We start from the raw sequence: 13,082 nt of genomic DNA, 5'->3' as shown, positions 1-13,082 counted from the left end.
GGTCAGGGCCTGTCGAGACGGCTCACGGTCACCGCGTAGTCGCCGCCCTCGAAGGGCTTCCGGTCCCAGGTCGCGAACCGCTCGACCAGCGTGAGCCCGGCTTGGGCGCAGTGGTCGTCGTAGTCCTCGGCGGTGTAGCCGCGGTCCAGGCTGAACCCGGCGACCAGCACGTTCCCGACGTGCCGCGCCACACCCGCGACGAGCGCGGCCTGCGTGCCGGGCGGGGTGAACAGCGGCACGTTGCCCGCCATGACGACCACGTCGAACGTCCGGCCCAGGTCGAGTTCGGCCAGGTCGGACCGCACCCACGCGATGTCCGGCGCCTGCTCGCGCGCGTAGGCGAGCATCGAGGCGTCGACGTCCGCTCCGACCACCTCGATGCCGTGCCTCGCCAGCTCGATGCCGACCCGTCCGGTGCCGCAGCCGGCGTCCAGGACGGAGGCCGGCCCGAACGCGCGCACGAAGGTCGCCTCGCCGTGCACGTCCATCCCGGACTCGGCGAGCGAGTCGAACCTGCGCTGGTACTCCGCCCCGTTCCACACGAGTCGCATCATAGATCCGTAGATCGGCGGATGGCGGACATGTGGGAGCGCTGCCAAGGTCGAGGTATGACGCGCTTTCTGCTGGCAGTGGCGTTGCTCGTGGCCGCGGCCTCGCCCGCACAGGCCGCACCGCCGCGTTGGGTGGGCACGTGGGCGACCGCGCCGTCCTCGGCGGTCCCCGGTACCGAGAACGGTTATCCGAACTTCTCGGTGCGCAACATCGTGCACGTCAGCGCCGGCGGCAAGGAGATCCGCGTCCGGCTCTCCAACGCCTATGGCCGCACGCCGATCCTGTTCGGCCAGGTCACGGTCGCGCGCGCAGCCGGTCCGGACACTCCCCTGGCGCTGCCCGGCACCATGCGCACGCTGACGTTCGGCGGCGCTCAGTCGATCACCGCCCCGCCCGGTGCCGACGTGGTCAGCGACGGCGTGGCGCTGACCGTGCCCGCCGACTCCGACCTGCTGGTGAGCATCTACACGCCGGAGCCCGGCGGCCCCGTCACGCGCCACCAGCTCACGATGCAGAACTCGTACTTCACCCGCGACGGCAACCACACGGCCGACGAGTCCGCCGCCGCCTACCGCGAACGCACCACGAACTGGCACCACGTCTCGGGCGTGGACGTCAGGTCGTCCAGCCTGCGGGGCAGCGTCGTGGCACTCGGCGACTCGATCACCGACGGCGCGAACTCGACGTGGGGCGCGAACCTGCGCTGGCCCGACCAGCTCGCCGACCGCGTGAACACCCGCCTGGGCGTGCTGAACGCGGGCATCAGCGGCAACCGCCTGCTGCTCGACGGCGACTGGGCCGGCCCCAACGCCCTGGCCAGGCTGAACCGCGACGTGCTCACCCAGTCCGGCGTCCGCTCGGTGATCGTGTTCGAGGGCATCAACGACATCCAGCAGACCCCGCACCAGACCGACCCGGCCAAGATCATCGCCGCGCTGAAGCAGATCGCGTCCCGGTCGCACGACCGCGGCCTGCGCGTGATCGGCGCGACGATCACGCCGTTCAAGGGCTGGAACAGCTACACCGAGGAGCTCGAGGCGGTGCGCCAGGCCGTGAACGCGTTCATCCGGACGAGCCCCGACTTCGACGCCGTCGTCGACTTCGACCAGGTGATCCGCGACCCGGCCGACCCGCAGCGGATCAAGCCCGACTACGACCAGGGCGACCACCTGCACCCCGGCGACAAGGGCTTCGAGGCGATGGCGAAGGCGGTGCGGGTCGCCACCCTATGACACCCGATCGAGCGGTGCGGGTTTGCGCGACCCCCTGGCCCGGACATCCGATGGAGATCAACACGAACCACCGGGTCAGGGGTCACGCATGCGTCTCACGATTCTCGCCGCCGCTCTCGCGCTCGGCGCCACGGCCTGCGGCTCGCCGAGCCCGGCACCCCAGGGCGAGGCGGCCGGCACGAACACGTTCACGTCGGCGAGCGCTACGAGCGACAAGCAGCAGCCCGCGGTCAAGGCCGAACTGACCATGCAGGGCAAGCCAGGCCTCGGCCTGCTGGCCGCGACGAACCAGGGCACCGCGCCGATCACGTTCCAGGGCTGGCCCAAGCTCGCCTTCACCAACCCCGCGAACCAGCCCGCCGCGATCCCGGTGGAGCAGAAGCTGGTGCCCGGCGAGGGTCCGTCGATCACGCTGCAGCCAGGGCAGACCGCGTTCGCGGGCGTGCAGCTCGACGTCGATGACGAAGTTAACTCGTTCGCCATCAACGAGATGACCGCCGAACTGCCGGGCATGGTGCCGGTGAAGGTGGCGTTCATCGGGACGGACGGCCGGCCGATCGCCGACCTGACCACGCTGAAGGTCAGCGAGGCCAAGGTCGGGACGATGCAGCCGGCCGCCCAGGGCGTCCTGGTGTTCGACTAGGGCCTGTATCGAAGTCGGGCCCGGCTATCGCGGGCCAGACTTCGATACAGGCTCTAGCCGTTCATCCAGCGGTACTGCAGGCGCACTTCCCACGGGTGGGCGGCCCGGTCGAGGAACATCAGGCTGTCCATCCGGCAGTTGCAGGCGTTGCCCTCGCGGGTGTTCTGCGGGTAGCTGCCGCCGATCTTGTACCCGCGCGGGTCGGTCGCGGACGCCAGGTCCGGTTCCGGTTCGCCTTCGAGCCTCCACGGGTCACCTGCGGCGACGTACCTGCCCGCCAGCGGATTCCCGTTGCGGTACAGGGCCATCGTGCCGGTGTCGAAGTCGAACGTCGCCGCGAGGAACACCCACTCGTTCTGCGGCAAAAGCTTCTGCCACGGTTCCGTGGCCGCGAACGTCTGCGAGTCGCCGCCGTCGAGCCTGCGGGCCAGGGCGACCAGCTTCAGTTCGCCGTCGACCTGGATCAGTTCCAGCAGTGCGCGCACCGCGTGGCCGTTGGAGTCCCCGGTCAGGACGCCGGCCAGGCCGATGGCGCCGTAGAGGTCGGAAGGGTCGGCGGAGTTCGAGTTCGGGGCCGGGTTCTGGCCCGTCATCTTCACCCAGCCCATGATCGACGCCTGGCGTGCCCCGTTGAACGCGTTCAGCGTGGGCACGCCGGTTTCGCTGTACAGGCCCGCCTTCCAGTCGTCGTTGCCGGCGGCCGCCGGGGTGATCTGCTTCAGCTGCACCGAGTTGCGGCTGCGCCGGAACGCTCCGTCGCGCACGCGCATGCCGGCGCCGCCGTTGATCAGCTGCAACGCCGTCCCCGAACGGCCTCTGTCCTGTTCCAGGGCCTTGTCGCCGCGCACCGGGTGTTCGAAGTCGTAGTGCGACACCAGGTTGCGTTGCAGGGTCGGCAGCACCGTGCCGAACGTGGCTTGCGCCGGTGCGGCCAAGCCGATGCAGAACAACGCAGTGAACCCTAGAACGACCAGCCGCCTCATCGGATCCCCTTGCCGTGCACTCGCAGGTCGCGGACCCTGCCGACGTTGTCGAAGGAGCCGAAGCCGACGCGGCCCGAGGCGAACGTCTTGTCCACGGCGGTCATCAACGGGTACGGCGAACCGTCCAGGTACACGGCGATCTCGCCCGAGTCGGCGCAATGCTTGACCCGCACGCGATGCCACGCCGTGTCGGTGACGGCGGGGGCCGCGCCGACCGAGCGGACCGGGTCCCACTGGTGGTCCAGGCGCAGCCGGTCGGCGTTGTTCACGACGAAGATGCCGTTGTGGGGGTAGATCTTGTTGTCCGACGAGAGGTGCGCGTAGTAGAACTCGGTGTCCGACCGGTGGCCGAACACGATGATCACGTCCCGGTTGGACTCCGCGACCGGGGTGTCCAACCGCACCGAGGCGTCGACCCGCACCGAGCCGAAAGCGGGTCCCCTCTGCAGCACCGCGTACTCGAACGGGCGGCGCGGACCCGGTCGTGCGACGCCGGGCTGGGCCAGCACGACCTCACGGCCGGGGAACTGCCAGAGCGCAGGGGTCACCGGCTGCCACGACCGCGCGGAGCCGGTCCCGGCGACGACGTCGTGGCCCGCGGCGCAGGAGGCGAAGGTGCGGGCACCCGTCACCTTCCAGATCTTGCCGTTCGCCTTCGCCAGCACGTAGAGCTCACCGGCCGCGTCCTGGCCGAAGCGCAGGTCGACGCGGTTCGGGTCGTTCACCAGTGCCTTCATCGTGGTCAGCTGTCCGTTGACGTGGACCATCAGTTCGCGCGACGGGGCCATCGGCCGGCCTGCACGCATCTCGCGTTCCTCGGCGTAGTAGAGCAGGCCCTTCACGCCCTCGCCGTAGACGTACTTGCCGCGCAACGCCGGGATCTTCGAGCCGCGGTAGACGAAGCCGCCCATCAACGCGTTGCCGCTGTCGGCGCACGGCCGCTGGGACGGCAGCCGGTTGTGGTCGAACCCGGTGACCGGGTAGATGTAGCCGTGCTTCGCGTCGTCGGCGGGCAGCGGGAACACGCCGCACGACGGGTCGCCGCGCCGGTACTCCCAGATGCCCTCGCGTTCGCTCCAGCCCAGGTTCGCGCCCTTGCGGACCTCGTAGACCGCGTCGACGGCCTTCTCGCCGATGTGGCCCATGTACATCCGGCGGGTGACGCGGTCCCAGCTGAAGCGGTACGGGTCGCGCATGCCGTACGCGTAGATCTCGCCCAGCGCGCCTGCCTTGCGCACGAACGGGTTCGCGCGCGGGACGCCGTACTGCCCGTTGACGCCGTCACGACCAGCCGGGTCGATGCGCAGGATCTTGCCCTGTGGCAGCGCCAGGTCCTGCGGCACCGTGGTCGAGACGCCGATGCCGCCGTCACCGGACGCGACGTAGAGCAGGTGGTGGTCCTCGTCCCACCGGCGCGCCGTCGGGTTGAAACCGATCTCCTGGAAACCGTGGATGTACGACGCGAAGCCGACCCGCAGCAGTTCGCGGTGCGTGCCGGTGAAGACGTCCGCGCGCGGGTCCGAGGCCGTCCACTCGGTGATCACGCCGTGCACCTGCGTGTCCGCGGGCGAGGGCAGGTCGGGCTTCTTCGTGGTGAGTGCCGAGCCGGTCTCGGTGTGCACGGTGTAGAACGTGCCGTTGCTCCTGAAGTCCGGGTGGAACGCGGCGAACCCGAAGCCGCTCCCCAGGCCGCGGTGGGTGTGGAAGTCGGGGCCGATGACCGCTCCGAGGTCGAGGAACGCGTGCTGGACTCCGCCGTGCAGCAGGTAGAGCTTGCCATTCATGTCCGGCACGAACATCCGGCCGGAGCCGTCCGGCACCTCGCCGAGGTAGTTGATCCTGTTGTAGCGCACTAGTCTGGTGTCGGTCGGCGGTGGCACGGGCTGCGACTTCGGCAGCTGCGCGGCCTCGGTCAGCTCCAGGCTGATACCGGAGGCGCCCGGTGTCGGCAACGGGTCGGCGATCGGCACGTCCGGCTGTGCCGAGGCGACGGGCACGAGCAACGTCGAGAGCACGAAGGTTGTCACCGTCAAACGAGATAACCGTCGGAACATCCCCACCACCCTGTGGGCCAGGCCGTGCAGCACGGCGACGGAAAGCGCTTTCCAACGCGACGGAACCCGAACGCTACCCAGCTAATAAGGTGGTTACAACCGTTGCCGCACGATCAGTCCTGTCCTGTCACGGCTCCGAGGAGGTCGCGGATGTGCGCGGTCGCCGACGCGAACTCCGGACGCGCCATCGTCGCGGAGTAGTCCCGTTCGGCGGGCAGGTCGACCTCGATGACCTCCTTGACCACAGCGGGCCGTCGCGTCAGCACGATCACCCGGTTCGCGAGGTACACCGACTCCGCGATCGAGTGCGTCACGAGCAGCACCGTCGTGCCGGTCTCCCGCCACACCCGGTGCAGCTCGACGTTCATCTGCTCGCGCGTCAACGCGTCCAGCGCGCCGAACGGCTCGTCCATGAGCAGCACGCGAGGCTGGTGCAGCAACGCACGGCACAACGCCACGCGCTGCTGCATGCCACCGGACAGCTCGTGCGGCAACGCGTTCTCGAACCCGGAAAGCCCTGTCATCTCGATGAGTTCGCCGGCCCGCCTGCCCGCCTCGGCGGAGTTCATCCCGCGCATCTCGGCCTGCAGCAGGATGTTCCTGCGCGCCGACCGCCACTCCAGCAACGCCGCGCGCTGGAACACGAACCCGATGTCGTGACGCGGCCCGCGCACCTGCTCGCCGAGCAACGTCACCGTGCCCGACGACGGCTTCAGCAGGCCGGACACCAGCTTCAGCAACGTCGACTTGCCGCAGCCGGACGGCCCGACGATGGACACGAACTCGCCCGGCGCCACGTCGATGGAGACCTGCTGGATCGCGGTCACCTCCGTGCGCTTCGACTGGAACCGCACGGAGACGTCATCGATGGCGACAGCAGAGGTGGTTCCCAGAGTTGTGCTCATCCCTGTTGCGCTCATCCCTTCGGGGCAACACTTTCTTCCCAGTAGGCCGACGGCTCGGAGGCTTCCTTGATGATGCCGGTCTTCTGGAAGGTCTCGATGGTCTTCTTCCAGTCCTCCACGGTGTTGACGCCCGGCGCCTTGCCCTTGGTGGCGTCGGTGTGCAGCAGTGTCAGCGTCGTCCTGAACTGCTCCAGCACCACGGTCGGCGACGGCAGCTGCTCGGCGGCGCCCTTCATCGACTCGGCCGCGGCCTCCGGTGCCTTCTCGGCCTCTGCCCACGCCTCCTGCGTGGCCGTGACCATCTTCTTCACCAGCTCGGGGTCCTTCTGCAGCATCGACTTCGACGTCAGCAGCCCGTTGCTGAAGTAGTTCAACCCGAACTCCGAGAAGCGCAGGTAGCCCACGTCCTTGCCGGACTTCTCCTTGATGGTCGGCCCCTGGTCGGACGCGAACCCGAGCAGCACGTCGGTCCGGTTCGAGATGACCGCGGCCATCTTGCCCGCGGGGTCGATGTTCTGGATGGAGACGTCGGACTCCTGCATGCCGTTCTGCTTCAGGAAAGCCGGGAACGTCTTCGTCAGCGCGTCCCCCGCCGTGGTGGCGACGGACTTGCCCTTCAGGTCCTCCGGCTTCTTGATGTTCTTGTCGGTGAAGAACTGCACGGACGCCGGGGTCGTCTGCAGGAACACGCCGATGCTCCTGGCCGGCACGCCCTGCTCGACCGCGGTGGCCAGTGCGGACGTGTCGGCCCAGCCGAAGTCCGTCTGGCCGGCGCCGGTGGCCGTGACGGTCTTGCCGGAGCCCTGGCCCGCCTGGATCTTCAGCTTGATGCCGTGCTTCTCGTAGATGCCCTGCTTGACGCCGTAGTAGAACGGCGCGTGCTCGCCGTACGGGTACCAGTTGAGGGTGAGCGTGACCTCCCTGACCTCACCACCGGCCCCGGACGTCGTGTCGCCGCCACCGCAGGCGGCGACCAGCAGCAACGCGGGAAGAAGACCTGCGAGCAGTTTCTTCATGCCGTGCCTTTCGCGAGAAGGGTTGTGACGGCGGCGCCGCGCCGGCTGGCGTGCCACGGCAGCATCAGCTTCTCGGCGAGGTCGAGCAGGAGGAAGAGCAGGACGCCGACCAGCGAGATGACGATCAGGCCGGCGAACAGCATCGGGGTGTCCATGTTGCCGTTGGCCTGCAGGATCACGTAGCCGAGGCCTTCGTTGGAACCGACGAACTCGCCGACCACGGCACCGGTCACGGCGAGGGTGACCGCGACCTTCAGACCCGCGAAGAGGTGCGGGAGCGCGGCCGGGAAGCGGATCTTCACGAACGTCTTGACCGGGCCGCCGCCCATCGTCGCGGCGAGCTCGAGCATCTCGGTGTCGACGGACTTGAGGCCGGTGACGGTGGAGATGACCACGGGGAAGAAGGCCATCAGCACGGCCACGATCACCTTCGGCTCGAAGCCGAAACCGAGCCACACCACGAACAGCGGCGCGATCGCGATCTTCGGGATGACCTGGGCGAACAGCAGGATCGGGTAGGCGGTGCTCTCGATCGTCCTCGAGTAGACCATCGCGACGGCCATGAGCACGCCGAGGACTCCCGCGATGACGAACCCGAGGACGGTCTCGTAGGTCGTCACCCAGGTGTGACCCCAGAGGTACGACCACTTGTCCACCAGCAGGCCGAAGGTCTTGGCCGGTGAGGGCACGAGATAGGCCTCGACCATGCCGGTGACGGTGATGAGGTGCCAGATGGCGAGGCAGGCGGCGAGCAACGCGACCGGACGCCACGTCCGCTCCACGACGCCGCGCCAGCGGTCCGTCCGATCCGTGTCCACGAAACTCCCCGGGGTCTCGGAAAGCGCTTTCCAAGTACGCTATGTCCGGTCTGCTGAACGGTCAAGGCGGAGGATCGATCACAGGGAGGTTCGGCACGACTGAATCGATTTTCACGACTATTGGCGATTATCAGGTGTCTTCGGGAGAGCTGTAGGCGTTGCCGGCGTGGTCGCGTCCGCGCGCAAGGTAGATGCCGCGGCCGCCGGGCTCGATATACCGGACCGTCGTCGGCATGTACCGCATCGTGTAGCCGCAACGGCGCAAGGTGCTGCGGTTCGGTGGACTGCCGTGCACCAGCATGGCCGAGTGCACGCTGCACGCCCCGCGCTCCAGCTCCACGTCGACAGCGCGTGACTCGTCCACCTCCGTCTCCTGGTTGAAGAACGAGTCGGCGGCGTCGGTGTGCTCGGCGGCCGCGAGGTGGCTGCCGGGGATCACCCGCAGGCAGCCGTTCTCGACGGTCGAGGGGTCGATCGCCAGCCACACGGTGATCGCGTCGCCCGCGGGCGAGATGCTGTCGCGCCAGAAGTGCGCGTCCTGGTGCCACGGCACGGGTTTGCCGTCGCCGGCGGGTTTGCAGATGAAGTGCGACGAGAACAGCGCGATGTCCGGGCCGATCAGCGACTCGACGAGGTCCAGCACGTCCGGGTCCAGCAGCCACTCGAACAGGGCGGGGTCGGTCAGGTGCGGCACGTCCATGTGCTCGGGGCGCTGCCCGTCGGGCAGGGCCGCCAGCCTGGCCTCGAAGTGCGCGGCCAGCGCCTCGAACTTCGCCGGCGCGAGCACGCTGGAGTGCGTCTCGTAGCCATCGGTCTGGAACATCGTCACCTCACGAGTAGGCCGGTCTCCTTGTCATAGCGCAGAACGCGTGCGGGCGAGGCCCCGACGGTCACCGTCGAGCCGATCGCGGGCTCGTCGTCCTCGGGCACCACGTAGCCGATCTGGTCCTCGCCGCAGTCCAGCGTCACCAGCGACGTCACGCCGAGGTTCTCCACAATGGACACTTCGCCGGTGAACAGTCCCTCAGCGGTGGGTGACAGGTACTCGGGCCGCACGCCGATGATCTCCGAGCCGCGCGGCACGAGGTTCATGGGCGTCGAGCCGATGAAGTTCGCGACGAACGTGTCCGCGGGCCGCTGGAACACCTCCCGGGGTGTGCCGAGCTGCCGGATCCGGCCCGCGTCCATGACCGCGATCCGGTCGGCCAGCGCCAGCGCCTCAGCCTGGTCGTGCGTCACGAACACCGTCGTCAGCGCCAGCTCGCGCTGCAGCTTCTTGAGGAACGTCCGCGCCTCCAGCCGCAGCCGGGCGTCCAGGTTGGACAGCGGCTCGTCCAGCAGCAGCACCTCGGCCGACGCCGCGACCGCGCGGGCGAGCGCCGCCCGTTGCTGCTGGCCGCCCGAGAGCTGGCCGGGCCGCCGGTCCAGCAGCGCGCCCAGGCTCAGTCCTCCGGCCGTGCGCACGGCCGTCTCCTGCTGCACGGACTTCGCGACGCCCCGCACCCGCAGCGGGTAGGCGATGTTCTCCGACACCGTCATGTGCGGGAACAACGCGTAGTCCTGGAACACCATCGCGATCCGCCGCTCACCGGGCTGCAGCCGCGTGACGTCGCGGTCGCCGATCGCCACGGCCCCGCCGGTGGCGCCCTCCAGGCCCGCGATCGTGCGCAGCAACGTGGTCTTGCCGCAGCCGGACGGGCCGAGCAGGGCGAACAGCTCGCCGTCGGCGATCTCCAGGTCCAGCCCGTCCACCGCCCGCACCCCGTTGGGGTACACGGTGGACAGGTCCTCGACAGTGATGCCCGCCATCAGCTCTTGATGCCTCCGTGGAATCGGAACCCGTACCGCTTGCTCACGAACAGGTACAGCACGACCACCGGGATCGAGTACAGCAGCGAGAACACCGGGATCACGGTCAGGTTGGCGCTGCCGCCCTCGTCGTAGAGGGTGCGCAGCAGCACGGCCGCCGGTTGCTGGCCGACGTCGCGCAGCAGCAGGAACGGCAGCAGGAAGTTGCCCCAGGCGTTGACGAACGCCCACACGAAGATCGTCGCGACACCGGGCCGCGCGACCGGCAGCACGACGTGGGCGAGCACCTGCCGCGGTGAGGCGCCGAACACCCGCGCCGACTCCTCGTACGACCGCGGCACGGCGTCCATGAAGTCCTTGAGGATGAAGATGGCCGCGGGCAGCATGCCGCCCGCGATCACCAGCGCCGTGCCGAACTGGGAGTTGATCAAACCGAGCTGCAGCATCATCACGAAGATCGGCACCATCGCGGCCGTGCCCGTGACGACGCTCGACAGCAGCAGGAGCAGGTACAGCAACAGGTCCCGGCCCGGGATCCGCACCCGCGACAGCGCGTACGCCGCCAGCGCCGCGAGCACCGTCGTCACCACGGTCGCGACCGCGCACAGCACCAGCGAGTTCACCAGCGACGTCAGCGCGTACGGGTGCTCGAAGGTCGCCACGACGTTGCGCAACGTCCAGTCCGGCCAGCGCAGCCCCAGTCCGGGCTTCGCGTCGAACGGTGCCGAGGCCAGCCACAGCATCGGCACCGCGAAGAACGCCAGCACCACCGTGATCAGCACGTAGAAGCCGATCCGCCGGATGATCCACAGAGGACTCATGCCCGCCTCCGCAGGAGCCGCAGGTACACCAGGGCGATCGCCAGGTTGCCCACCAGCAACAGCATCGACATCGCGGAGGCGTACCCGAGCTGACCGCCTTCCAGCGCCTGCCGGTAGATCAGCACCGGCAGCACCTCGGACTGGTGGTTCGGGCCGCCGGACGTCAGCAGGAACGGCGTGAAGTCGTTGGCCGTCCACAGGCTGATCAGCAGCGTGTTCGTCAGCACGTGGCCGCGGATGTGCGGGAACACCACGTCCCGCACGGTCTGCCAGCCCGACGCGCCCACGAGCCGCGCGGTCTCCAGCTGCGAGGGTGGTACCGCGGCCAGCGACGAGGTGTAGAGCAGCATCGAGAACGCCGTGCCGCGCCAGATGTTGAAGACGATCAGGCTGGTCATCGGGTACTGCACCAGCCACGACGTCTCCGGCTGCCCGAGCAGCAGCCCCAGGGTGCCCGTGTCGCGGCTCAGCACGGCGAACCACAGGAACGCCACGACCGTGCTGGGCAGGATCCACGAGAGCAGCACCAGGCCCTCGGTGGTGCGCCGCAGCCACGGGCTGACCGAGCGCAGCAGCCACGCGAGCAGGAAGCCGAGCACGTTCTGCCCGATGACGGCCGAGAACAGCACGAACAACGCCGTGAGCCACACCGAGTTGGTGAACAGCGGGTCGCGGACGGCCTCGACCAGGTTGTCCAAGCCGACCACCTGGGGGTTCGCCGCCGCGGCCCCGGTGAGCTGGTAGTTCGTGATGCCGATGTAAAGCGTCCACAGCGCCGGGAAGACCAGGAAGATCCCGATCAGCAGCAGCGCCGGCGCGACGAACCCGACGGCGCGCCGGACGCCCAGGCCGGAGCTATCCAACGTTCTGCTCGCCGACCGCCTTCACCAACGCCTCTCTGTAGGCCCGCGCGACGTCGTCGGGACTCTCGCCGGACACCACGTCCGCGGTCGCCTGCTGCAGCGCGGCCGACACCTTGGGGTAGTCGGCGAGACCGGGCCGGTACCGGGTGATCGGCAGGACCTTCTCCGCGATGAACGACAGCATCGGGTCGCCGCCGAGCACCTGGTCGTTCACGTCCTGGCGCTGGGTGAGCTGCGCGGTGCCGGCGAGCGACTCCTTGACGGCCTCGGCGGAGTTGAGGAACTGCATGAACTCCCACGCCTGCCTGGGGTACTGGGTGTTCGGGTTGATCACGCGGACGCCTCCGCCGGACATGCTCACGAAGTCCTGCCCGCCGACGCCCGCCTTGGGCTCCCTGGCCGGGACGAGCGCCCAGCCGACGGCGGCGTCGCGGTCCGCCATCGCGGCCACACCGTTCTTCGGCTCGACGACGGACCGCCAGAAGTAGTCGCTCTCCAGCAGGACGCCGATCTTGTTCTCGCTGAACAGCGTGAACGAGCGCTGCCGGCCGTTGGCCTCCTGCTGCAGCACGGGATCGCCGAGCCCACCGCCGTAGATCTTCCGGTAGAGCGCGAGGACGTCCTTGACCTGCGCCGAATCCCCTTGCCACTTCCCGTTCTCGTAGACGGGCCTGCCGGTGCCCGCGAGCGCGGGCAGCACGCCCTGCATGGTCGTGGCCTCGCCCATCGCGCTGCCGGCGTTGAGCTGGATCGGCGTCACGCCCTGGAGGGACTTGAGCTTCGCCCCCGCGTCGAGCACGTCCTGCCACGACTTCGGTTGCCAGTCGGCGGGCAACCCGGCCTGGGCGAACAACTTCCTGTTGTAGAACAGCACGCGCCCGTCCGTGCCCATCGGCACGCCGTACCGCTTGCCGTCGAACTCGCCGAGCCCCTGCACGGCTTCGGGGATCTGGTTCCAGCCGTCCCAGCCGGTGTCGCCGACGACCTCGTCGAGGGGCTTGATCTGCCCGGCCTGCGCGAACTCGCCGAGCCAGATGCCGTCGATCTCGATGATGTCGCCACCACCGCCGGTCTTCAGGTCGAGTGCGACCTTGGTCTTGAAGTCCTCGTCGCCGGTGCCGTTCTGCTCGAACTTGATCGTCGCCGTGACGCCCTTGGCCTTCTGCACCTCGGTGAACCTGGGGATCACCCAGTTCTGGATCCAGTTCGCCCCGCGCGCGTTCTTCCCGCCCACCGCCGCGTTGGCGACGATCGTCAGCGTGATCTCCTTGGCGTCGGCGTTGCGCGCCTGATCACCGCTCTGCGTCTGCCCCAGACATCCTGCCAGCAGCCCGCACGCCACCAGCAGCCCGAACACCTTTGTTCGCCCCATCGGTCCAACATGGC

13 protein-coding genes are annotated in these 13,082 nt (G+C 68.9%); 2 read left to right on the top strand and 11 right to left on the bottom strand.

The genetic code is table 11. The features are described 5' to 3' along the window. Positions 1-2: 2 nt before the first annotated feature. On the bottom strand, positions 3-542 hold the full coding sequence (locus LX88_RS32965) for a class I SAM-dependent DNA methyltransferase (protein WP_372511466.1): 540 nt from the start codon (positions 540-542) through the stop codon (positions 3-5). A gap of 66 nt (positions 543-608) precedes the next feature. Here LX88_RS32965 and LX88_RS32960 point away from each other — a divergent pair, with 66 nt between their 5' ends. Beyond that, positions 609-1,784 carry an SGNH/GDSL hydrolase family protein gene (locus LX88_RS32960; protein ID WP_258951688.1) on the top strand — a complete coding sequence of 392 codons (1,176 nt, stop codon included), beginning with the start codon at positions 609-611 and terminating at the stop codon, positions 1,782-1,784. Positions 1,785-1,872: 88 nt separating this feature from the next. Continuing rightward, positions 1,873-2,427 (top strand): DUF4232 domain-containing protein, encoded by a 555-nt coding sequence (locus LX88_RS32955; RefSeq protein WP_258951687.1) that lies wholly within the window; start codon positions 1,873-1,875, stop codon positions 2,425-2,427. Between the two features lie 53 nt (positions 2,428-2,480). On the opposite strand, the gene LX88_RS32950 is transcribed toward LX88_RS32955, so the two are convergent. The 10 genes from LX88_RS32950 to LX88_RS32905 all read right to left on the bottom strand — a co-directional run bounded on the left by LX88_RS32950 (position 2,481) and on the right by LX88_RS32905 (position 13,068). Further along, complete coding sequence (locus tag LX88_RS32950) at positions 2,481-3,410, bottom strand: LamG-like jellyroll fold domain-containing protein (RefSeq protein ID WP_258951686.1); 930 nt, start codon at positions 3,408-3,410, stop codon at positions 2,481-2,483. Then, a complete protein-coding gene (locus LX88_RS32945) occupies positions 3,407-5,437 on the bottom strand; it encodes a PQQ-dependent sugar dehydrogenase (RefSeq protein WP_258951685.1) in 2,031 nt (676 codons plus the stop codon). Before LX88_RS32945 ends, LX88_RS32950 begins: the two co-directional genes overlap by 4 nt. A gap of 140 nt (positions 5,438-5,577) precedes the next feature. Further along, on the bottom strand, positions 5,578-6,369 hold the full coding sequence (locus LX88_RS32940; RefSeq protein WP_258951684.1) for an ABC transporter ATP-binding protein: 792 nt from the start codon (positions 6,367-6,369) through the stop codon (positions 5,578-5,580). An 11-nt stretch (positions 6,370-6,380) separates the two neighbouring features. Continuing rightward, positions 6,381-7,385 (bottom strand): ABC transporter substrate-binding protein, encoded by a 1,005-nt coding sequence (locus LX88_RS32935; protein WP_258951683.1) that lies wholly within the window; start codon positions 7,383-7,385, stop codon positions 6,381-6,383. Further along, entirely contained in the window at positions 7,382-8,203 is an 822-nt protein-coding gene (locus LX88_RS32930; protein ID WP_258951682.1) for an ABC transporter permease, read from the bottom strand. The genes LX88_RS32935 and LX88_RS32930 overlap by 4 nt, the downstream gene beginning before the upstream one ends. Positions 8,204-8,333: 130 nt before the next feature. Continuing rightward, positions 8,334-9,026 carry a phytanoyl-CoA dioxygenase family protein gene (locus LX88_RS32925; protein WP_258951681.1) on the bottom strand — a complete coding sequence of 231 codons (693 nt, stop codon included), beginning with the start codon at positions 9,024-9,026 and terminating at the stop codon, positions 8,334-8,336. Positions 9,027-9,028: 2 nt separating this feature from the next. Continuing rightward, on the bottom strand, positions 9,029-10,012 hold the full coding sequence (locus tag LX88_RS32920; protein ID WP_258951680.1) for an ABC transporter ATP-binding protein: 984 nt from the start codon (positions 10,010-10,012) through the stop codon (positions 9,029-9,031). Beyond that, on the bottom strand, positions 10,012-10,833 hold the full coding sequence (locus LX88_RS32915) for a carbohydrate ABC transporter permease (RefSeq protein ID WP_258951679.1): 822 nt from the start codon (positions 10,831-10,833) through the stop codon (positions 10,012-10,014). The genes LX88_RS32920 and LX88_RS32915 overlap by 1 nt, the downstream gene beginning before the upstream one ends. After that, positions 10,830-11,696 carry a carbohydrate ABC transporter permease gene (locus LX88_RS32910; RefSeq protein ID WP_258951678.1) on the bottom strand — a complete coding sequence of 289 codons (867 nt, stop codon included), beginning with the start codon at positions 11,694-11,696 and terminating at the stop codon, positions 10,830-10,832. The genes LX88_RS32915 and LX88_RS32910 overlap by 4 nt, the downstream gene beginning before the upstream one ends. After that, positions 11,689-13,068, bottom strand: coding sequence for an extracellular solute-binding protein (locus LX88_RS32905; RefSeq protein ID WP_258951677.1), 1,380 nt, complete (start codon positions 13,066-13,068; stop codon positions 11,689-11,691). The genes LX88_RS32910 and LX88_RS32905 overlap by 8 nt, the downstream gene beginning before the upstream one ends. Positions 13,069-13,082 lie beyond the last annotated feature (14 nt).

The organism is Lentzea californiensis (genome assembly GCF_024648825.1).
In the GTDB taxonomy this organism is placed as follows: domain Bacteria; phylum Actinomycetota; class Actinomycetes; order Mycobacteriales; family Pseudonocardiaceae; genus Lentzea; species Lentzea californiensis.
Note: the sequence above shows the minus strand (reverse complement) of the source record. Positions and strands in the feature narration are given on the sequence as shown.